Consider the following 21,373-nt stretch of genomic DNA (forward strand, 5'->3'; position numbering starts at 1 on the left):
TGGAGATCAACGGGTTGCGGAAAAGGGGGGACACGCCATGAAGGAGCTGATCTCGGCCGCCGAAGCGGCCCGCATCCTGTCCATCTCGGTCGCGTCGGTGCGCAACTGGACGAAAGCCGGGCGGCTGTGCAGCATCCGCAGCGGCCGGACGCTCGCCTTCGACCGCGCGGAAGTCGAAGCGCTGAAGGAAGCGCTCGCTTCGGGCCTCACGGCGCGGCTCCGCAGCCGCCGCAACAAGACGGCGGCGGACGGCGCGTTCGTTCCGGCGGGCTACGTCCGGACGAAAGCGCATGAACGGCTGGCCAGGCAGGCGGCCGAGATCGCCGCGGACCGGCTCGATCCACGGCTTGCGCTCCTCGAGCTGGCGCTTAAGCTGCTCGTGAGCCGCGGGCATCTGCCCGCGCAGCCCGAAGCTGGCGGAGCCAGCCTGGCCGAGCGGTTCCTGGACGGCCGGCTGGATGCCGGCGGCTTCGCGCCCCTGCTCGACGGGCTGTGCGGGCGCGTCGGCGAGGACGAGGCCCCCGGGGACGGCGCCCCCCCGCTCGACGCGGACGCGCGGCGCCGGCTGCGCGAGCTGGCGCGGCTGCCCGCCGCGTACGCGGAGGGCGACGACCTGCTCGGCCTCGTCCATCTGTCGCTCGCCCGCCTGCGCCGGCGCAAGCAGACCGGCGCCTACTACACTCCTTCGGCGATCGTCGAATCGCTCGCGGGCGAAGTGCTGGACGCCTGGCCGGAGGATGCCGGCCTGCCGCGCGTCATCGACCCGTGCTGCGGGTCGGGCAACATTCTGATCCGCGTCTACCTGGCGCTGAAACGCCGGCTCACCGCCCGGGGCTTGAGCGCCCGCGAAGCCGACCGGATGCTGCGGGCGCATGGCGCACTTGCGGGCTTCGACATCGACGGGACGGCCGTGCATCTGGCGCGGCTCAACCTTGCCCTGCTCGCCGAACCCGACGGCGGCGGCATGCCGGCCGGCTTCCCGATCCGGCGGCAGGACGCGCTGCGCGCGCCGTCCAGGCATCCCGAAGAGCCCGAAGGCGGCCGGTACGACCTCGTCATCGGCAACCCGCCCTGGGGCTATCAGTTCGCCCCGGAAGAAGCGGAGCGGTTCAAGCGCCGGTTCCGCACCGCGGCGAGCTTCGGGACGGAATCGTTCGGCCTGTTCATCGAGGCGGGCCTGTCGATGCTGAAGGACGGCGGGCTGCTCGCCTACGTCCTGCCGGAATCGCTGCTTACGGTCGACCGGCATGCCGAGGCGCGCCGCCTCATCGCGGAGCAGACCGAAATGCTCGGCATCACGCTGGCCGGCAATCCGTTCGCGGGCGTCAGCAGCCCGGCCGTCACGCTGACGCTGCGCAAGCGTCCGCCCGGCCCCGGGCACGCCGTCATCGTCCGGGACGGCCGCGGCCGGGCGGACGCCATTCCGCAGCGGCGGTTCCGGGCGAACCCGGGCTGCGCATTCAACGTGTGCGCCGCGGACGCGGAACAGGCCGTCCTCGAGCGGATGCGCGCCGCGCCCGGCGTCTGGTATCTCAAAGGCCGGTGCGACTTCGCGCTCGGCATCGTCACCGGCGACAACCGCGCCCATGTGCGGGAATTCCCGGACGGCCGGGTGCCCGAAGGGTGGGAACCGGTGCTGCGGGGCGCCGATGTGTCCGTATACAGCATCCGCCATTCGGGGCGGTACATCCGGTTCGACCCGGACCGGTACCAGCAGACCGCGCCCGAGCCGCTCTACCGCGCCCCGGAGAAACTGATCTACCGGTTCATCAACGCGGATCTCGTGTTCGCCTACGACGATCGGCGGACGCTTACGCTCAACAGCGCGAACATCATCATTCCGCGCGCGCCCGGCTACCGCATGAAATACGTGCTCGCCGCGCTCAATTCCCGGCCCGCCCGGTTCTATCACACCTACGCGCACGCTTCCGTCAAGGTGCTGCGCCGCCACATCGAAGCGCTGCCGCTCCCGGCCTGCCCGCCGGCGGAGCAGGACCGGATCGCCGCGCTCGTCGACCGGCTGATCGCCTGCGAAGATCCGGCCGGGTGCCGGGAACTGTACGAGGCGATCGACCGGCGCATCATGGCGCTGTACGGCCTCCGGGACGCCGAACGCCGCCTCGTCGCCGGGCGGATCGGCCTGCCCGGAACGCTGTGCCGGCCCGGAACATGAAAGAAGGCTGCGATGCTTGTGTGCATCGCAGCCTTTTTCCTGCCGTTGGATCGGTGAATCTATCGGTTGACCCTGCCCCACGGCGTGCCGAGGAACGGAAGCGCCCAGCGGTCGAGACCGTACCAGCCGGCCACTTTCCAGGCCAGCACGAGCCAGGTCGCCAGAATGAACAGCAGCGGGTTCGTGCTCAGCGTTCCGGCGAACAGGAAGCTGACGTTCATGAACGAGCCGAAGAACGCCGCAATGCCGGTCAGCAGGCCGAGAATGAGGCCGAGGCCGACGAGCGTCTCGCCGAAGGCGACCATGTAGCTGAACACCTTCGCATTCGGCAGGACGACGTTCTCCAGGAACGATGCGTACCAGCCGGTCACATCCTGCCCTTCCTCCGCCTTGGCGAGCGCGCCTTTGACGAAGCCTTCGAGCGACTTGCCGGCGTTCTTCCCGACCCAGGTGTCTGAATTGATCTTGTGCCAGCCGGCGTCCAACCACTTCCAGCCGAGATACAGCCGCACGATCAGCCAGATCCAGGCCGAACGGGTGCTGTTGAACAGAAAATGCGATACGGGATTTTCCGGTACATGGATGGTTCTGCTCATGCCTCATCCCTCCGTCAACCATGTGTTCGGACGCCTTCGGCCGGCGCCATGGTCCAAGTATTGCCACAGCGCCATTGTATCATTGATGTGGGGCAAAGTATAAGGTCGATTTTTATCCGCTTTCTTTTCATCAAAAAAAGAACCGGCGGGGGGGACCTGCCGATCCCCTGCCGGCCATAGCCGCCCGTCCGTCAACGGGCCGGGTGAAGCTCCGCGGAACGCTCCTTGTCCGCGCCTTCCTGCGGCAGCCTGTTCGACGTGCGAAGCGGAATTTCCCGCAGGAAAACCGTCAGCACGCCGGCCACGGCGACGATCGCCGTGCCCCACAGGAAGACGACCGTCAGCGACGAAGACAGCGCATCCTTCAGCGCATTAACAACCTGTTCGGCGATCGGCTGCACATTCGCCGGGAACGACGCGATGACTTCCTTCAGCTTCGGCTGATCCAGAAGCATGTTCGGATCCATCAGCGCGGACAAATGCGACCTTGTCTCCTCGTCAAGCTGCGCCGCTGCGGCTCCGCTCTGCGCCATTTTCTCCTTCAGGTTCGAGCTGAGGCTCGTCGACATGACCGTCCCGAGCACGGCGATCCCGATCGTGCCGCCGAGGTTGCGGAAGAGCTGCGAGGAAGCGGTCGCGACGCCGAGATCGGCCGGGCTGACCGCGTTCTGCACCGTCAGGGAGAAGACGGGCATGCCGACGCCGAGTCCGATGCCGAACGTGATCATCGCGGCCACGGCAAGCCAGACGCTGTCCATAAACGCCATGATCAGCATGCCCGCCACCATGATCGGCATACCGAGCAGGGCGTATCGCTTGTACTTGCCGGATTTCGTGATCATCCGGCCGATGACGGTGCTCATGACCACCATCGTAATCGACATCGGCATCGTCACATAGCCGGCGTATGTCGGCGCGATGCCTTCGACGCCTTGCACGAAGAACGAAATGTAGATGAGCGCCCCCATCATGCCGGCGTTCATCAGGAAGCCGATGATGTTCGAGAGCGTGACGATGTCGTTGCGGAACAGCGAAAGCGGCAGCACGGGGCTTTTCGCCTTTCTTTCCACCAGCAGGAAAATAATCCCGAAGACAATCGCCGCCGCGAACAGTCCGATGATTTCCCGCGAACCCCAGTCATAGCGCGTTCCGGCCCAGGAGAACCCGAGCAGGATGGCGATGATCGTCAGGCTGAGGAACAGCGATCCGAGATAGTCGATCGTCTCGGACTCGCGCCGCGCCGTCTTCGGGAACAGCGCCAGAATCAGGACGAACGCGACAATTCCGAGCGGCAGGAAAATCCAGAACAGCCAGTGCCAGTCCATGTGGTCGACGAGCCATCCGCCCAGCGTCGGGCCGATCACGCTGGAGAAACCGAAAGCGGACATCATGATGCCGCTCCATTTGCCGCGCTCGCGCGGCGCGAACAGATCCCCGACGGCGGTGAAGGCCGTCGACATGATGATGCCGGCGCCGATGCCCTGAATGCCGCGGTAGGCGATCAGTTGAAAAATATTTTGCGACAGCCCGCACAAGAATGCCCCGACCAGAAAGATCAGGATGCCGCCGAGCAGAAACGGCTTGCGCCCGTAGATGTCGGACAGTTTCCCGACCAGGATCGTCGCAATGGTCGAGGTCAGCATGAAAATCGTAATAACCCAGGTATAATGTTCCATCCCTTGCAGTATGGCAATGATGCGCGGCATCGCCGTACTGACGATCGTCTGGTTGATGGCGGCAAAGAACATCGCCGCCAGAATGGCGGCCATGATGGCCATCTTGCGCTTGTGTGACAGTTCTTCCATGTTGTTCTCTCCTCACTCCCAAGGTGCCGCCGGCGTCCGGGATCGGATCACGTATCCGCTGCTGCCAGCCGTTCGAGCAGATCCGCAAGCTGCCGAACTTCTCCCTCATTCAGACGATCCGCAAAGCGGCTGAGCAGCTCGCTCCGCAGGTCGCTCGCCTTGCGCAGCACTTCCCGGCCCTCCTCCGTCAGCTCGACCCGCACGGCGCGGCGATCGTCGGGATCCTGAACCCGCTGCGCGAGCCCGCGCTTCTCGAGCCGGTCGACCATCACGGTCACGGCGCTCGGTTTCACCTCGATTTTCTCGGCCAGCGCCGTCAGCCTGATCGACCCGTGATGCAACGTCATGTTCAGCAGCATGAGCTGCGGCAGCGTAACCGGCATCTCCGGATGCTGCGCCAGGGCTGTATTGAGCTGCTTCTGCAGTCTCACCAGCGACGCGGCGATCCTGCGGACATCTGACTCCATGGTGACACCCCGTTTTAGTTCATCTATTTAAAATTTATACACTTTAACAATATAGATCGGCCCATCCGCGATGTCAACCCGCGCTTTAGTCCCAAAATAAGGACCTGCAACGTGCACGCCTCGGTTGCCGAGGTATCCGCACGGGATCTCCACTCTTCTCACCGGCGACGGGCGATACGTGCCGTTCTTCAATTGCCCGCACGTTTCCTTGATGAAACGCTTCTCCCCGACTTCTTCCCTGATGTACTGGATGGTGATCCGGTCGATTCCGGCGCTCCCTTTGTTGGCCTTCACCTGATTTCACGCGTGGGTCATGATGTCCTCGCGATAGATCTTGTCATACAGCGCGTGAAACCGCCTCGTTGGCTTTTCCTTGGCTGCAAGGTACAGGGATCTTTGAAGTTGTCGAGCTTTTGCTTTGGTGTAGTGGCCTGCGGAGTTGCTTCACATGCTTCTTGCATGCTTTTCGCAGGGCTTCTGGATTTCGCCATGAATTGCCTGCTAGCTACGAGGCAGCTTGGCCTTTTCCCCGGCTGGACTTGCACCAGCTAGCGATGCCTGGCTTGGCCAGGCGCACAGAAGAAAATTCTTCGCTTATTCGATGACGGGACAGTTCGGCAAAAGAAAACGGCCAACCCGGAATCAACATCCCCGGATTGACCGTTTTGCCATATCAACTATGAAAATCGCGTCCGTCTTTCACTTCTTTCACGTAGCCCGCGCGGATGCAGAAGTCGCCGAAACGCTCGCCTTCCCGCCGCTCCTTCGCGTAATGGAACAGAATCAGGCGCAGCTCGCGCAGGATTTCTTCCTCGCCGATATTTTCACGGTACAGCTTGTTGAGCCGCTGGCCGGCGAAGCCGCCGCCCAGGTACATGTTGTACTTGCCGACCGCCTTGCCGATGAATGCCAGCTCGGCCAGCGCCGGACGGGCGCAGCCGTTCGGGCAGCCGGTCATGCGGATGACGATGTCTTCATCCTTCAGGCCGGCTTCTTCCAGTATCGGCTCGATCTTGTCCAGCAGCGTCGGCAGATAGCGCTCCGACTCCGCCATCGCGAGGCCGCACGTCGGCAGCGCGACGCAGGCCATCGAGTTCCGGCGCAGCGCGGAGTAGTTCTTCCCGTCCGTAATGCCGTACGCCGCGATGATCTCCTCGATTTTCTTCTTCTTCTGGCTCGTGACGCTGCCGATGATCAGGTTCTGGTTCGGCGTCAGCCGGAAATCGCCCGTATGGATCTTCGCGATCTCCCGCAGCGCGGTCATCAGCTTGTAGTCGTCATCATCCTTGATCCGGCCGTTCTGGATGAACAGCGTGAAATGCCATCTGCCGCCCACACCCTTCACCCAGCCGTAGCGGTCGCCGTTGTGCTCGAAATGGTACGGCCGCGCCGGTTCCAGCTCCCAGCCGAGGCGCTTGTGCAGCTCGCCGATCAGCCAGTCGAGCCCGCGGTCGTCGATTGTGTATTTGAAGCGCGCGTGCTTCCGCTCCGCCCGGTCGCCGTAGTCGCGCTGGATGGTGACGATTTTTTCCGCCACGTCGACGACCCGCTCCGGCACGGTGAACCCGATCACTTTGCCGACCTGCGGATAGGTGGCCGGGTCGCCGTGGGTCATGCCCATGCCGCCGCCGACCACGACGTTGAAGCCGAGCAGCTTGCCTTCCTCGTGGATCGCGATGAACCCGAGATCCTGCGAGAATACGTCAACGTCATTGGACGGCGGAATGGCGATGCCGATCTTGAATTTGCGCGGCAGGTAGACCGGGCCGTAGATCGGTTCCTCCTCAGCGTCGTCCCGGCTGTCGTACACCTTCTCCTCGCCGAGCCAGATTTCGTGGTACGCCCGCGTGCGCGGGTCGAGGTGGCTGCTGATTTTCTTCGCCCACTCGTAGACTTCCGCGTGCACTTCCGACTGATACGGATTCGGGTTGCACATGACGTTCCGGTTCACGTCGCCGCAGGCGGCAAGCGTTGAGAGCAGCGCGTCGTTCACTTCTTTGATCAGCTTCTTCATGTTCCACTTGATGACGCCGTGGAGCTGGAACGACTGCCGCGTCGTCAGCCGGATCGTGCCGTTGCCGTATTTCCGCGCGAGCTCATCCATCACCAGCCACTGCTGCGGCGTCACGATACCGCCGGCCGCCCGCACCCGCACCATGAACTGGTAGGCCGGCTCCAGCTTCTGCTTCGCCCGCTCGTTCCGGAGGTCGCGGTCGTCCTGCATGTAGCTGCCGTGGAACTTGAGCAGCCGGTTGTCATCTTCGGGAATCGAACCGGTAATCCGGTCTTCGAGCGTCTCTGCCAGCGTGCCCCGCAGATAGTTGCTCCGCTTCTTGATATCCTCGACGTCGCTGTGGGGCTTGCTGTTCGGATTCAGCAGGTTGTTACCGAACATGTCACGTTGCCTCGCTTTCGCTAGTTTCATTTCAAGCAGGCTCTTAGTAAACGTCGCGCTGATAGCGCCGTTCCTGCTGCATCCGCTTCAGATACTCGGCGGCTGCTTCCTCGCTCAGACCGCCTTCCCTGCGGATGATCGTCTCCAGCGCCGCGTGGACGTCATGCGCCATCCGCGACTCGTCGCCGCAGACGTAGACGACCGCGCCTTCCTCGAGCCAAGCGTACAGTTCCTTCGCCTGCTCGAGCATCCGGTGCTGCACGTAGATCTTCTGCTCCTGATCGCGGGAGAACGCGACGTCCATGCGCGTCAGCACGCCTTCCTTCAGCCAGCGCTGCCACTCGACCTGGTAGAGGAAGTCGGTCAGGAAATGCTGGTCGCCGTAGAACAGCCACGTCTTGCCGGATGCGCCGGTCTCCTCCCGTTCGCCGAGGAAGGCCCGGAACGGCGCGACACCCGTGCCCGGCCCGATCATGATGATCGGCGTATCGGGGTCGGACGGCAGCCGGAAGTTCTCGTTCTGCTGGATGAAGACCGGAATTTCCGTGCCCGGTTCGGCCCGCTCGGCAACGTACGTCGAGCAGACGCCGTACCGCGTGCGGCCGTGCGCTTCGTAGACGACTTTGCGGATCGTCAGATGCACTTCGTCCGGGTAAGCCTTCGGGCTGCTCGCGATCGAGTAGAGCCGCGGCGGAATCTTGCGGAGAAGCGGCACGAACGTCTTCGCCGGCACGCCCTTCAGATCGAAGCCGCGGATCAGGTCGACGAGATCGCGTCCCGCGATATATTCGCGCAGCGCCTGCTCCTGTCCCGGCGCCGTCAGCTCCTTCAGCTTCGAGCTGCCGGTCAGCTCCGCCGCCTGCTGAAGCAGCGGTTTCGTCAGCTGCGTAATCTCGTAATGGCGGGAGAGCGCCTCGCGGAGCGGCAGCTCGCCATCCTTGCCGGCCGGCACAAGCTCGTCCGACCGCCAGCCCGCCGCCTCGATCAGCTCTTCGACGAGCTGCGGATGATTCTCCGGATAGATGCCGAGGGCGTCGCCCGGCTCATAGGTCAGCCCCGAACCTTCGAGCGAAAGCTCGAGGTGGCGCGTCTCGCGCGCGGAGCCGCGGCCGTTCAGGTTCAGGTTCTCGAGCACCGCGGCGCGGAACGGATTCGAGCGGGAATATTCGATCGCTGCCGGCGCCGCCGCGGAGACGGCTGCCGCGGCCGGACCCGCTCCCGCCGGAGCCGGTCCGGCCGACGCTGCGGCCTCCTCGCCGGCCAGTGCGGCGAGCACGCTGTCCATCCACCCGTTCGCCGCATCTTCGAAGTCGACATCGCAGTCAACCCGCGGCGCGATCCGTCTGCCGCCGAGCTCCTCGAGCCGCTTGTCGAAGTCCTTGCCGGTCTGGCAGAACTTCTCGTAAGACGTGTCGCCGAGCGCCAGCACGGCGAACGGCATGCCGTCGAGCTGCGGCGCCCGCTTGCTGTGCAGGAACTCGTAGAAGCCGAGCGCGTTGTCCGGCGGGTCGCCTTCACCGTGCGTGCTGACGACAATGAACAGCCGGACCACTTTCTTCAGCGTGTTCGGCTTGAAATCGTTCATCGCGCTGACCGTTACCTCGTATCCCTGGCCTTTCAGGCGTTCGGCCAGCCGGTTCGCCAGCTTCTTGCTGTTGCCGGTCTGCGAACCGTAGAGCACGGTCGCTTCCTTCGGCAGCGCGGGCGCCGCGGGCGCGGCGGGCTGCGCTTCGGCCAGCGCTGCCGCCGCCTGCGGCGCGGCAGGCGCGGACACCGCCGCGACGGCGCCGACGGAGGCGGCCAGATAGCCGCTCAACCAGATGCGCTGTCCGTCCGTCAGCGTCGGCAGCAGCTTGTTCAGCAGCTCCGCCTGATCCTGACGGAACGGGCTGTTCGTCTCGTGAAGAACCAACGTTTCCACCTCGCTGTGTTGCTTTCCGGTTTCTATTCCAAGTAAAGAGGTATGCATTATTTATTTAGAGTAGCACAGGGTAGAACAGGATTCAATGAAAAGGATCTTATCGAATTTATTAGTTTTCAATATAAATGAGAGAAGCCGGCGGAGGACCGTTTGGCCTTCCGCCGGCTTGTGCTTGCAACATGCCGTTGTGTGCGCTTTACGCGGCTGATCACCCGCCCGCGCCCGCGAGGGCGGCAACTTCGTACGGCTGCAGCGCGCCTTCATAGATGCGCAGCTCATCCATCAACCCCTGGTACGGCGGGTCCCACCAGTTCACGCCGAGCGCAAAGACCGCGTCCGGCACGGTGAACACGTGCGGGAAGTTCGCGCCCCTGAACCGCTCTTCGCCGTTCACGTAGACGACGAGTTCCCCGCCGTCCACCGTGAACGCGAGATGCGACCATTCGCCGGTCGGGATTGTGAGGCCCGCGGCGCCGTCATACCACGCGCTGCCGGACCAGACCATCGTCTGCCCGCCGGCCGGGCCGCGCGGCACGAGGCTGACCCAGTTGTCGGGATTTCGCGCGCCGAAGAACGTCGTCGTGTACATCGTGAGTTGCTCGGGCTTCAGCCAGACCGACACGGAGTACGCGTCGCCCTGAATCAGCCCGTTCGGCAGCCGGACGCCCGATGCACCGTCGAACACGGCGGCGCGGCCGATCTTCCCTTCGGCATAGCCGATCGTCCCGCCGACGCTGTCGATCCGGTCGCCGATTGGCGTGCCGGAGGCGAACGATTCCTTAGCATCGTCCAGATTGCCTTCGAACGCGTAGTGCGCGGCCAGCGTCGCCGGCCGGCGCGGCAGCACCGTGATCGGGAACGTCTTCACCGCGCGCTCCGGGCCGTACGTGATCGTCGCGGTCAGCACGGCCGAAACCGGTTCTGCCCCCGCCGGCGGCCGCGTCACGACGCCGGTCTCCGTTACGACGCCCGGATCGGAGGTCGTCCAGGCGATCCGCGCGCGGCGTGTTCCTTCCGTCGGCAGATTCAGGTTGCCGGTGACGCCGCTCGTATCGCCGAGCGCAAGATCAGCCGCGATGTCCTGCACGATCTGCACTTCGGTGCGGTCCTCCAGCTTGCTTCCCCAGATCGCCACGCCTTCATCCGAGATGGCGGTGAATGTCATCACCCAGGCTTCCGAAACCGGATCCCACTGCTTGACGAACACGCCGTAATAGGTCTTGCCGTCGATCGTCAGTTCCGCGTCGAAGTGTCCCGTCTTTTTCCAACTGCCCTGGACGTCGCCGCTGATCGTGTTGTTCGGGTTCAGCCGGATGTAGCCCGACCGCTCGATGGCTTCCGAATACGCCTTGCCGTGGTTGATGAACCGGTATTCTCCGATCAGATCCTGCCGGTTCACCTTCTCGAGCTTCTCGCCGGCATAACGGTACGGCGCAGCGACCGGCCAGCCCTTCTTGTTCAGGAAGAGCTGATGAACCCGGACCTCATGGATTTCGCCCTTGCCGGGGAAGCGCGCATGGAACACGAGGAACCTTTTGCCCGTCTCCTTATCGTAATAGACGGAGTTGTGGCCGGGCGAAACGTAGCCGTAGCCGATTCCTTCGCCGGGTTCGCCGATGCGACGCTCGAACAGGAAGTTGCCCATCAGCTTGATGCCGTAGGGGGTATGGTCGACGTTGCCGGGCAGCACGGCATTTTGCCCCAGCGTGTCCACATACGGCCCGTCCGGCCGTCTCGAACGGAACACCCGGATGTTGTAGCCGCCGTCCGAGCCGAGCCAGCCGTAGGACATGTACAGATAATAATAATCCGTCTCCCGGTCGTAGACGATGTACGGGCCTTCACCCGATTTCGTGTAGCCGCCGGCGATCTTCGTGCCGAAGTACCGGTCGATCATCCGGCCGTCGGGCGTCGTGCCGTCCTCGCCCGGATAGATCGGCCGTCCGGTCTTCTTGTCCAGTTCCAGAATGAAAATGCCGCCCGACCACGAGCCGTATGTCATCCAGAGCCGGCCGTCCTTGTCATACAACACGTTCGCGTCGATGGCGTTCGGATACAGGGTGTTGTTGTACGAACCGTTCGCGTTGAACCAGTCCGGATTCGGCCCGTCCAGGACGCCGCTCTCGACGAGCGCGGACAGGTTCGTGTTCGTCCATTTCTTGTTCACCCTGCTGTTCGCGTCGTACGCCTCGTCGCGGGTGAAGCCGGAATAGACGATCGTATCGACGTAGGTGTAGGGGCCTTCAATATGCTTCGATGCGGCGAAGCCGATCGCCGAGCGGATGTAGGTCGACGACGCGCTGTAATAGATCAGCCACGCCCCCTTCGTACCGTCTTCGTTCACGAAATGTTCGTTCCAGAAGACGTCGGGCGCCCAGACGGCGAAGCCGCCGAAACTGTCGGCGTCGTTCTCGCCCGCCCAGGCGAAGGAGCCGGCCAGGTTCGCGGACAGGTCGCCGTACAGCGTGTTGCCCGGCGTCGTGTAGCCGTTCGTGAACCGCGTCCAGTTCATGAGGTCGGTCGATTTCGCCGCCTCGATGTGCGAGCCGAATACATAATACGTGCCGCCGTGCCGGACGATGGACGGGTCGTGCACCGACACTTCCGTAAATGCCGGCGGCTGCGGATCGCGGGTCGGTTGCCCCGGCTTGCCGCCGCGATCGGCATTCGCTCCCGCGGCATGTACCGGCGCGGCAAGCGCTGTCAAGAGAAGGCACACCAGCATCATGAACAGCGGACGACGTCGACGCATGAAAGCATCCCTCCAATGTGGTGTTGGATCTGGATGTGTTTCAATGATGCGCAAAATGATGAAATCGTTCTCATGTGAATCAAACACACATCAATAATTCGGAATATTCGATTTTATTTAAGATTTTTGATAATCATTTCTTATTTATGAGAACGATTCGACCCTGCGCGGGGCCGGCAGACCCATCGCTTTCGGGACTTGCGGCACGGCTTTGCCCCAAAAAAGACAAGCAGTCTGCCCCGGGCCGCTAATCCCCGAAGCAGACTGCCGATTGCAAGCGGACGATTCAACCTTTGACCGCGCCCGCCACGACGCCTTTCACGATATGTTTCTGCAGCAGCATGAACACGATGATGGACGGCAGCACCGCCATCACCATGGCCGTCATCGCATACTGCCAATCGGTATTGTACTGTCCGACGAAGGTGTACGCCGCCAAGGTCAGCGTCTTCGTCGATTGCGAGCTGTTGACCATGAGTAGCGGCAGCAGGAAGTCGTTCCATATCCACATGACGTCGATGATAATGACGGTGGTGGTCACCGGTTTCAGAAGCGGCAGAATGATGGTGCCGAACGTCCGGAAGGAAGAGGCGCCGTCGATCATGGCGCTTTCGTCCAACTCCCGCGGGATGCCCTTGACGAATCCGTGATAGATAAACACCGCCAGCGGCACGCCGAATCCCCAGTAAATGACACCGAGCCCCCAGGTGCTGTCAGACAGCCCCATGTCCTTCGCCAGCTTGAGCACGGTGATCATGATGCTCTGGAACGGGACGAGCATCGGCAGAATGCAAACCAGATACAAGATGTTGCTCAGCCTGCTTCCGGTGCGGGACAACTTGTAAGCGGCGAGGGATGACAGGGCAATGATACCGGCCACCCCGACTACCGTGATGATGACGTTGTTGAGAAACAACTGCGGGTAATCGATGAACTTCCACACATAGATGTAATTTTCCAGGGTCAGCTTCTCCGGCAGCGCCACCACGTTCCGCATCACTTCGCCGAAGGTCTTGAACGAGTTGATCAGCACGAGAAACATCGGATACAGGAACACGAGGGCGGAAACGATCATGAACAATTCGAGCAGCGCAAGTCCGATTTTTCCGCGCTTCATCAGCTCTCCACCTCTCTCCGTTTGAAGTAGGCCAGCTGAACGACGGTGATGATCATGACGGCGAAGAACAGCACGAGCGCCTTCGCGGTGCCGTACCCGTACATGTTGTTCTGGAACGTATCCCGGTAGATGTCATACGACACGCTGACCGTGGACCCACCCGGACCGCCGGCGGTAAGGGACAGGATGACATCGAAAATTTTGATCGAGTTGGTGAGCGCCATGAACACGGCGATGGTCACCGACGGCGCAAGCAGCGGCAGCGTTACGCTGAAGAAGCGGCGAACCGGCCCCGCCCCGTCCACAACGGCCGCTTCCATGACGTCGGCGGGCACCGATTGCAGACCGGCGATGTAAATGACGATATAGAACCCGACGGACTGCCAGATGGACACCAGAAGCACGGAGATGAACGCCAGCGTATTTTCGCCCAGCCAGCTCCATTGGAAAATGCCCCAGCCGGTCTGTTCATAGAGCGATTCGAATCCCTGCATGAAAATGAACCGCCAAATGAAACCGACAATGACCAGACTGAGAATGTACGGGACAAAAAAAGCGGCCCTGAGCGCCGTCCGCGTCTTCAGCGGCCGGTCCAGCGCGAGGGCGATCAACACCGCCAGCACGTTGACGAGGATGATGTACAGAATCGAATATTTGAGCGTGAACAGGGACGCGTTCAAAAAGTTCCGGTCTTGAAGCAGCGCCCGGAAGTTGTCGAATCCGATGAAGTCGGGATTGCTGTTGATGCCGTTCCACTCGGTAAGGGAATACGCCATGCTCATGACGAACGGGATATAGAAGGCGAACAGCACGCCGATCACAGCGGGGATGACGAACAGCGAGAACTCCCATCCGGAGCGCGATTTGCGGCCCATGCTGAACATGATTTCACCTGCTTTCTTGTCGTTGCGTGCAAACTGACGGATAATACACATTATAGGCGGGCCGTAAGCCGCAAAAGAATGCATTTCTGTAATCAAATAAGGGGAATAACGTGTACTGCAACTGCTCCCGGAGGGGATTCCCATGCCCGACTGGATGAACCGCATCCGCCGGCTTGCCGGCAAACCGTCGGAACGGCTTGTCCGCAAACTGATCTTGCTGTTCGCCGGCCTGGCGATGCTGATCGTACTGCTGCTTACCTTCATTTCCTACAAAATGATTGAACGGCAGTCGGTAGAATCCTTCGTTGCCGGCAGCAAGAGCAACCTGATGCTGGTCAACAAAAACATCGTCCGCTACTTCGCGGAAATCGACCAGATGTCGACGCCCGGGCTGCAGTACGACGCACTGATCCAGGCGGCCGAGTGCGGGACCTGCGATTACACGGCCCAGATCTTTCTGGAGAATTACGTGCGCAGCATGTTTCATTCCCGAAATGACATCGAGAGCCTGTTTTTTTACCTGCCGTCCCATAACCAATACTACGCCATCAGCAAAGGCGAGCCGGGACGGACGGTGCGCATTGTGTCGGATGAAGAGGGGCGGATCGCGAGACAGAAATGGATGGCGATGGTTCTGGATCGGGACACGAACCGCCTGATTCAGACGCTGCTGCTGGATGAGTCCGTCGGATACGCCCGGACGAAGGACAGCTACATCGCCTATCACCGGGTCATTCGGACACTGCTCGAGCGGGAACCGATGGCGGTGCTCACGATTTTGTTTTCCCCCGGAGGCCGCGATGAGATTTTACGCGATGTCGCCCTCGCTCAAGGGGAACAACTGCTCTTGGCGGATGCCGAAGGACGGCCTTTCTATTGGAGCGACCCGGCTTTCTTCGAACAGGCGCCTCTGACGGAATGGCTGGCCGACATCCGGGCGGACGAAGACGGCGTCCTGGACCGGGTGCTGGGCGGCGAGCGCTACATGGTGATCGGTGATATGGATCAGACTACCGGTTGGACACTCGTCAAATGGACGCCGTACCGGCTGATCTACGCTTCAGCGCAGAAGACGCGCAACGTCAGCATATTGCTCGGGTCGGTCTTTGTGCTGTTCGCGCTTCTGGCCGTCTCGCTGATGTCCAACGCGATCACCCGCCCGCTCAAGGCGCTCACCCGCAAGATGGAAGCGTTCAGCCGCGGCAATTTCAACGTGATGGTCGAGGTCCGGGGACAGGATGAAATTGCCCTGCTGTCCCGCCAGTTCAACCGGATGGTCCGGCAGATTGAAGAGCTGATCAATGAGCGGTACCGCATGCAGCTCGCGGAGAAGAACGCCGTGCTCAAGGCGCTGGAGGCGGAGCTCAATCCGCATTTCATGTACAATGCGCTGCAGACGATCTCCACCAACGCGCTGAAGAAAGGCGTGCCGGAAGTGGCCGACATGGTGGACGCCCTGGCCGGGACGCTGCGCTACAGCATCAGCCGGCGAGACCGGGTGCTGCTCAGAGAAGAAATCCAACACATTGAACGCTATCTGGCCATCCAGAAGGCCCGATTCGGCGGCAGGCTGCAAGTCCGCTTCGAGCTGGACGACCGGTTGCCCGACGTGGAGATTCCAAAACTGTCCGTCCAGACGCTGGTGGAGAATGCCGTCAAACACGGCGTGGAGAAGACGTCCGTCCCGGTCTTGATCCGGATCCGAGCCTGGCCGGACAAGCTGGGCACGGTCATCGCCGTGCACGACAGCGGTCCGGGCATGGACGGAGAACAACTGGAGCTGCTGCGGGAGCGGCTGGCGCGCGATTGGGACGACCGGGAGCAGCAGGGGAATGCTTCCATCGGTCTCTCCAACCTGGCCGCCCGCCTGAAGCTGCTTTACGGCGATGCGGCGCGGCTCATGATTGATTCCGATGAATTGGGGACGGAAGTCCGCATTTTGATCCCTCGGGGAGGAAATGATGGCAATGATTCGGGCGCTGATCATCGAGGATGAACAACCGTCCCGGGAAGCGATCAAACTTCTGGGCAATTGGGAGAAATACGGCATTGCGGAGATCGACGAAGCGGAGAACGGCCGGGAGGGGCTTCGGCTTGTGGCCGCCCGGCGGCCGGACCTGCTGCTGGTGGACATGAAGATGCCGGAAATGGACGGCGTCGAGTTTCTGCGCCGGGTGTCCGCGGAACATCCCGAATGCGTATGCATCGTCATCAGCGGTTACGACGATTTCGAATACGCACGCACGGCCATCCTTTCGGGGGCCATCGATTATTTGCTGAAACCGATCAACCGGCACGATCTGAACGAGGCGCTGGCGAAAGCCGCGGCGCTGATCGGGCGGCGGAAACGGGAAGCCGGCGAGCGGATTGATCAGGGCATAGCCCTCAACCTTTCGCTGCCGAAACTGAAGGAGACGGTTTTCCTTCGCCTGGTGGAAGACGCGGGCGGCGTCACGCCGACCCACCTGTCCGTTATCGGTGCCGACAAACCCGCGGAGTATCAGGTGGCCGTCTTCTGCCTGCTGAACATGACGCAGGTGCGGCGGGAAAAATTCAAAGGGGATACGGAACTGTTCCGATTTGCCGTCGCCAACCTGCTGAACGAGTTGGAGCTGGACGGGGTGAACTGCTTCAGCTTCGCCAATCCGAAATCGGCACGGGAGTTCATTCTCGTGCTGACGTTGGACCCTGCCCGCCCTCACGGCCTTCGTCCCGATATCGAAGGATTGCTGAAGGAGGGGCTCGACCGGCTGGAGAAATGGCTCCATCTCGTCGCCTCCGGCGGGGTCGGCCGCCCGGTCCAATCCCATACCCAAATACGCGATTCCTACCTCGCCGCCCGGGATTTGGCATGGTCCGCCAACCTGGCGGAGACGGCCCATCGGCCGATATGGGCAGCTTCCGCCGAACAAGGGTCGCCGCCGCCGCTCATCGGAAGGATGCCGCTCATCCGGCACGGCCTGGAAGAAGGAAATGCGGCCTATGCCGCCGCCGTCGTCAGCGATTATGTCGCGGAGATCCGCAAGGCCGGCCGCCTGAGCCTGGCCGCCGCCGACCGGCTGCTGGACGATTTCGCGACGCTGCTGCATGAGCTGGCCCTCGACCTCGGCGTGCCGAACGGTTGGCAGCCCGACATGCGCTCTGCCGGCCATGATCCGGACATGCCGTACGACCTTACGTCGCTCAAGCAATTTGAAAGCGCGATGCAGGATCTGCTGGCGGACTTCGCCGATTATGTGCGGAGAACGGTCAAATCGGCCGCCCGCTTCCACGTAAGCGACATCAAGGCGTACATCGATCAACATTACAACGAATCGATCCGCATTCATACGTTTACGGAAAAATACTACCTGAGCCGCGAATACTTGATGAAACAGTTCAAGCAGGCATACGGCATGGGCATCTACGAATATGTGCAAAAAGTGCGCATGGAAAAGGCGGCGGAACTGCTCAGGGACCCCGAGCTGAAAATTCAGGACGTCTCCGATCTGGTCGGCTTCAAGGACAAAAATTATTTCAGCAAGGCGTTCAAAAATCATTTCGGGCTGTCCCCCACAGAGTACCGCAGCAAGGAACAGAACGCCACTTTTTTACCCTGAAATCTCTACGATATCGCCTTCTTTCGGACTCTCCGCGTTCTTTACAATGAAAAGGCAAACATCCAAAAGACGGAGGGGTTGAAATGTTGAAAAAAACGGCACTCGTGTTGTGCGCCGTCCTGCTGGCCGGCATGGCCGCGGCATGCGGTTCCAAGAATAACGCGGAACAGGGCGCGAACACGGGAGAAGGCGGCGGAGCGAACGAACAGCCCGTCAACATGCGCATGTTCATCAACATGCCGGAATACACCGACGCCTTCAATGCTTTCGTTGAAGAGTACAAAAAAGTAAAGCCGAACGTCTCGATTGAACTGGAAATCATGCAGGCCGACTACCCGACCATCCTGAAATCGAAAATCGCGTCGGGCAACCTGTCCGACGTGTTCGCATCGACGGCCGGCGGGGAAATCGATCAGTACGCGGAGTATAGCGCCGACCTGACCAACGAACCACTTGCGCAAGCAATGAACGACGCGGTGAGAGCGAACATGACGTCCAGCGACGGCAAGGTGCTCGGCCTGCCGGTGAAGGACAACCTGTTCGCCATCATCTACAACAAAGACCTGTTTGAGAAGGCGGGCATCGAATCGTTCCCGAAAACGATGACGGAACTGAAGGATGCCATCGCGAAGCTGGAAGCGATCGGCGTAACGCCTTTCGCCAACGGTTACAAAGAGTGGTGGGTGCAGAAGCATATCTTCCAGCACTTCATCAATGCGGCGGCACCGGGCAACACGAAAGCGCTCGTTCAGGACTTCATCGCCGGCAAGACGACGTTCGCGGATCATCCGGAATTGATGGCCTTCTTCGACTTCATCGACCTGACCGTTGAGCATGGCATGCCGAAGCCGCTGGAACGTGACCTGTCCGCGCAAATCAGCGACTTCGCGACGGGCAAGGCGGCCATCATGACCGGTCAAGGCGCCTGGACGGAAGAGCAGATTCTGAAGATCGATCCGAACCTGAACATCGGCGTGGCCGGCTATCCGGTCAGCGAGAATCCGGAGGATGCCATGATCATTACCGGCGCCGATCAGGCGCTTCGGATCAACAAGGATTCCCCGGTGGTCGACGAAGTGCTGGAGTTCTTCAACTGGCTGTACACGTCGGATTACGGCAAATCGTGGTTCTCGGAAGTGGCGAAAGTCATTCCGCCGATCAAGGACGTCCCGTTCCCGCAGCTGCAGATGCCGCAGCAAATGCAGCAAATCATGCAGACCGAGAAGACGGGCGAACTGGCGATTATCTATTCGCTGGACAGCTTCCATCAGCGCTTCGGCGAGATCATGCAAGCCTACATCGCGGGCAACACGACGCGCGAACAGGCCGTCAAAGACATCGAAAACGCCTGGACGCAGCTCGGCGCGCCGAGATAACCGGAAGACAGAACACCCAGCATCTTGAACGATGCCGGGTGTTCTTGTTTGTGGAACGCTGCCGGTTGGCGTACACTGATGGTATCGAAGGAGGCGAACTACATGTCCGAACACAGCAGCACCCCGAGTCAAGATAACGAACCTGCCGCCGGCATCGAGATCGGCATCAGCACCTTCCTCGAAGCGACGCCCGACCCGGAGACGGGCGAGCGGATCAGCCATGCGGAACGGCTGCGCCGCGCGGTGGAAGAAATCGTCGTTGCCGAGCAGGCCGGCCTTGACGTCTATGGCGTCGGCGAGCACCACCGGCCCGACTACGCCTGCTCCGCGCCGGCCGTCGTGCTGGCGGCCGCCGCGCCGCTGACGAAGCGGATCCGGCTCACGAGCGCGGTCACCGTCCTGTCCTCGGACGACCCGGTCCGCGTCTATCAGCAATTTGCCACGCTGGACGGCATTTCGAACGGCCGGGCGGAAATCATGGCGGGCCGCGGCTCGTTCATCGAATCGTTCCCGCTCTTCGGCTGCAAGCTGGAAGACTACGATGAGCTGTTCAACGAGAAACTGGAACTTTTGCTTGAAGTGTGCCGGAACGAAATCGTGACGTGGCGCGGCGGACACCGGCCCGCAATCGACGGCCGCGGCGTCTATCCGCGCGCCGTGCAGAACCCGCTGCCCGTCTGGATCGCGACCGGAGGCAATCCGGAATCGGCCGTCCGGGCCGGCCTGCTCGGCCTGCCCGTCTGCTTCGCGATTATCGGCGGCATGCCGGAGCGGTTCGCACCGCTTATCGAGCTGTACAAGCGCGCGGCCGAGCAGGCCGGCCACGATGTGTCGAAGCTGCAGATCGCGACGCATTCGCACGGCTTCGTCGCGGACACGGCCGAGGAGGCGGACGAGAAATTCTATCTGCCGACGCAGGCGCAGATGAACCAGATCGGCCGGGAACGGGGATGGCCGCCGTACACCCGCGAGACCTACGACGCGGCGCGCAGCCTGCGGGGCGCGCTCTACGTCGGCGACCCCGAATATGTCGCGGAGAAAATCGTCCTGCTGCACCGGAACCTCGGCGTCACCCGGTTCTTCCTCCACGTCAACGTCGGCACGATGCCGCACAAGGACGTGCTGCGCGCGATCGAGCTGCTCGGCACACGCGTGGCGCCGATCGTGCGGAAGGAGCTGGCGCGCTGGACGGGACGCGCGGGGGATGCGGAGTGACGAGCCAATCTTTGGCTTGATTGCGCGCCCTTGATATGCCACAATCATCGTGAACACGCATTCACAGCGGCGCAGCCCGCCCTGCGGCGCGTTCGATTCAACACCTTATCGCCGATCACAAGGAGGCTATCCATCCATCATGCGTACCATTCAACTCGGCACCAGCACGCTTCAAGTGCCCGTCGTCGCCGTCGGCTGCATGCGCATCAACCGGCTGAGCAAGCCGGAAGCGGAGAAATTCATCCGCACGGCGCTCGAAGAAGGCGCGAATTTCTTCGACCATGCGGACATCTACGGAGGCGGCGCCTGCGAGGAGATTTTCGCGGACGCCATCGGCATGAACGCCGAAATCCGCTCGTCCATGATCCTGCAGTCGAAGGTCGGCATCCGCAAGGGGATGTTCGACTTCTCGAAGGAACATATCCTGTCGTCCGTCGACGGCATCTTGAAGCGGCTGCGGACGGACTACCTGGACGTGCTGCTGCTCCACCGTCCGGACGCGCTCGTCGAGCCGGAGGAAGTGGCGGAGGCGTTCGATCAGCTGCACAGCTCCGGCAAAGTGCGCTGGTTCGGCGTCTCGAACCAGAAGCCGATGCAGATCGAGCTCTTGAAGCGCTATGTGCGCCAGCCGATCGTCGCGAACCAGCTGCAGCTCAGCATCACGAACGCGACGATGATCGCAAGCGGCATCAACGTCAACATGGAGAACGACTCCGCGATCGACCGCGACGGCAGCGTGCTCGACTACTGCCGCCTGCACGATATCACGATTCAGCCGTGGTCGCCGTTCCAGTACGGGTTCTTCGAGGGCGTCTTCCTCGACAACCCGAAGTTCCCGGAGCTGAACAAGAAGATCGACGAGATCGCGGCGAATCACGGCGTCTCGAACACGACGATCGCGATCGCGTGGCTGCTCCGCCATCCGGCGAAGATGCAGCCCGTGACCGGCACGATGAACATCGACCGCCTGCGCGACTGCTGCAAGGCGAGCGAAGTGCATCTGTCCCGCGAAGAGTGGTACGAGATCTACCGTGCCGCCGGCAACATTCTGCCGTAAATGCGAAACGGCCGCC

General features: G+C 61.9%; 15 protein-coding genes. 6 read left to right on the plus strand and 9 right to left on the minus strand.

Annotation, left to right across the window (positions count from 1 at the left end):
* Positions 1-37: 37 nt before the first annotated feature.
* Positions 38-2,173: a TaqI-like C-terminal specificity domain-containing protein gene (locus tag THECO_RS00060; protein WP_015253039.1), complete on the plus strand. Its 2,136-nt coding sequence runs from the start codon at positions 38-40 to the stop codon at positions 2,171-2,173.
* 59 nt (positions 2,174-2,232) lie between these two features.
* On the opposite strand, the gene THECO_RS00065 is transcribed toward THECO_RS00060, so the two are convergent.
* The 9 genes from THECO_RS00065 to THECO_RS00105 form a co-directional block, all read right to left on the minus strand.
* On the minus strand, positions 2,233-2,769 hold the full coding sequence (locus THECO_RS00065) for a DoxX family membrane protein (protein ID WP_015253040.1): 537 nt from the start codon (positions 2,767-2,769) through the stop codon (positions 2,233-2,235).
* A gap of 191 nt (positions 2,770-2,960) precedes the next feature.
* Positions 2,961-4,574 carry an MDR family MFS transporter gene (locus tag THECO_RS00070; protein ID WP_015253041.1) on the minus strand — a complete coding sequence of 538 codons (1,614 nt, stop codon included), beginning with the start codon at positions 4,572-4,574 and terminating at the stop codon, positions 2,961-2,963.
* A 47-nt stretch (positions 4,575-4,621) separates the two neighbouring features.
* A complete protein-coding gene (locus tag THECO_RS00075) occupies positions 4,622-5,041 on the minus strand; it encodes a MarR family winged helix-turn-helix transcriptional regulator (RefSeq protein WP_015253042.1) in 420 nt (139 codons plus the stop codon).
* Positions 5,042-5,068: 27 nt separating this feature from the next.
* Positions 5,069-5,335 carry a hypothetical protein gene (locus THECO_RS00080; protein WP_041853718.1) on the minus strand — a complete coding sequence of 89 codons (267 nt, stop codon included), beginning with the start codon at positions 5,333-5,335 and terminating at the stop codon, positions 5,069-5,071.
* Between the two features lie 379 nt (positions 5,336-5,714).
* Positions 5,715-7,436, minus strand: a complete 1,722-nt coding sequence (gene cysI, locus THECO_RS00085) for an assimilatory sulfite reductase (NADPH) hemoprotein subunit (protein WP_015253043.1) — start codon at positions 7,434-7,436, stop codon at positions 5,715-5,717.
* A 43-nt stretch (positions 7,437-7,479) separates the two neighbouring features.
* Positions 7,480-9,348 carry an assimilatory sulfite reductase (NADPH) flavoprotein subunit gene (locus tag THECO_RS00090; RefSeq protein ID WP_015253044.1) on the minus strand — a complete coding sequence of 623 codons (1,869 nt, stop codon included), beginning with the start codon at positions 9,346-9,348 and terminating at the stop codon, positions 7,480-7,482.
* A 217-nt stretch (positions 9,349-9,565) separates the two neighbouring features.
* Positions 9,566-12,109, minus strand: a complete 2,544-nt coding sequence (locus THECO_RS00095) for a LamG-like jellyroll fold domain-containing protein (RefSeq protein WP_015253045.1) — start codon at positions 12,107-12,109, stop codon at positions 9,566-9,568.
* 286 nt (positions 12,110-12,395) lie between these two features.
* The gene (locus THECO_RS00100; protein WP_015253046.1) at positions 12,396-13,226 is read right to left on the minus strand and encodes a carbohydrate ABC transporter permease; all 831 of its coding nucleotides are present in this window, start codon (positions 13,224-13,226) and stop codon (positions 12,396-12,398) included.
* On the minus strand, positions 13,226-14,110 hold the full coding sequence (locus THECO_RS00105; protein WP_015253047.1) for a carbohydrate ABC transporter permease: 885 nt from the start codon (positions 14,108-14,110) through the stop codon (positions 13,226-13,228). Before THECO_RS00105 ends, THECO_RS00100 begins: the two co-directional genes overlap by 1 nt.
* 142 nt (positions 14,111-14,252) lie before the next feature.
* On the opposite strand from THECO_RS00105, the gene THECO_RS00110 reads away from it, so the two are divergent.
* From THECO_RS00110 to THECO_RS00130, 5 genes are all read left to right on the plus strand, one after another.
* Positions 14,253-16,106, plus strand: coding sequence for a sensor histidine kinase (locus THECO_RS00110; RefSeq protein WP_015253048.1), 1,854 nt, complete (start codon positions 14,253-14,255; stop codon positions 16,104-16,106).
* Positions 16,078-17,709: a response regulator gene (locus THECO_RS00115; protein WP_041853719.1), complete on the plus strand. Its 1,632-nt coding sequence runs from the start codon at positions 16,078-16,080 to the stop codon at positions 17,707-17,709. Before THECO_RS00110 ends, THECO_RS00115 begins: the two co-directional genes overlap by 29 nt.
* Positions 17,710-17,792: 83 nt before the next feature.
* Complete coding sequence (locus THECO_RS00120; protein ID WP_015253050.1) at positions 17,793-19,085, plus strand: ABC transporter substrate-binding protein; 1,293 nt, start codon at positions 17,793-17,795, stop codon at positions 19,083-19,085.
* A gap of 102 nt (positions 19,086-19,187) precedes the next feature.
* Positions 19,188-20,300: an LLM class flavin-dependent oxidoreductase gene (locus THECO_RS00125; RefSeq protein ID WP_015253051.1), complete on the plus strand. Its 1,113-nt coding sequence runs from the start codon at positions 19,188-19,190 to the stop codon at positions 20,298-20,300.
* Between the two features lie 139 nt (positions 20,301-20,439).
* Positions 20,440-21,357: an aldo/keto reductase gene (locus tag THECO_RS00130; RefSeq protein ID WP_015253052.1), complete on the plus strand. Its 918-nt coding sequence runs from the start codon at positions 20,440-20,442 to the stop codon at positions 21,355-21,357.
* Positions 21,358-21,373 lie beyond the last annotated feature (16 nt).

Source organism: Thermobacillus composti KWC4 (assembly GCF_000227705.2).
Taxonomy (GTDB): Bacteria; Bacillota; Bacilli; order Paenibacillales; family Paenibacillaceae; genus Thermobacillus; species Thermobacillus xylanilyticus.

Coding starts and splice junctions, on each gene's coding strand:
- THECO_RS00120 (WP_015253050.1), top strand. CDS start 17,793: ATGTTGAAAAAAACGGCACTCGTGTTGTGCGCCGTCCTGCTGGCCGGC.
- THECO_RS00110 (WP_015253048.1), top strand. CDS start 14,253: ATGCCCGACTGGATGAACCGCATCCGCCGGCTTGCCGGCAAACCGTCG.
- THECO_RS00075 (WP_015253042.1), bottom strand. CDS start 5,041: ATGGAGTCAGATGTCCGCAGGATCGCCGCGTCGCTGGTGAGACTGCAG.
- THECO_RS00060 (WP_015253039.1), top strand. CDS start 38: ATGAAGGAGCTGATCTCGGCCGCCGAAGCGGCCCGCATCCTGTCCATC.
- THECO_RS00065 (WP_015253040.1), bottom strand. CDS start 2,769: ATGAGCAGAACCATCCATGTACCGGAAAATCCCGTATCGCATTTTCTG.
- THECO_RS00125 (WP_015253051.1), top strand. CDS start 19,188: ATGTCCGAACACAGCAGCACCCCGAGTCAAGATAACGAACCTGCCGCC.
- THECO_RS00105 (WP_015253047.1), bottom strand. CDS start 14,110: ATGTTCAGCATGGGCCGCAAATCGCGCTCCGGATGGGAGTTCTCGCTG.
- THECO_RS00115 (WP_041853719.1), top strand. CDS start 16,078: ATGATTCGGGCGCTGATCATCGAGGATGAACAACCGTCCCGGGAAGCG.
- THECO_RS00070 (WP_015253041.1), bottom strand. CDS start 4,574: ATGGAAGAACTGTCACACAAGCGCAAGATGGCCATCATGGCCGCCATT.
- THECO_RS00095 (WP_015253045.1), bottom strand. CDS start 12,109: ATGCGTCGACGTCGTCCGCTGTTCATGATGCTGGTGTGCCTTCTCTTG.
- THECO_RS00100 (WP_015253046.1), bottom strand. CDS start 13,226: ATGAAGCGCGGAAAAATCGGACTTGCGCTGCTCGAATTGTTCATGATC.
- cysI (WP_015253043.1), bottom strand. CDS start 7,436: ATGTTCGGTAACAACCTGCTGAATCCGAACAGCAAGCCCCACAGCGAC.
- THECO_RS00130 (WP_015253052.1), top strand. CDS start 20,440: ATGCGTACCATTCAACTCGGCACCAGCACGCTTCAAGTGCCCGTCGTC.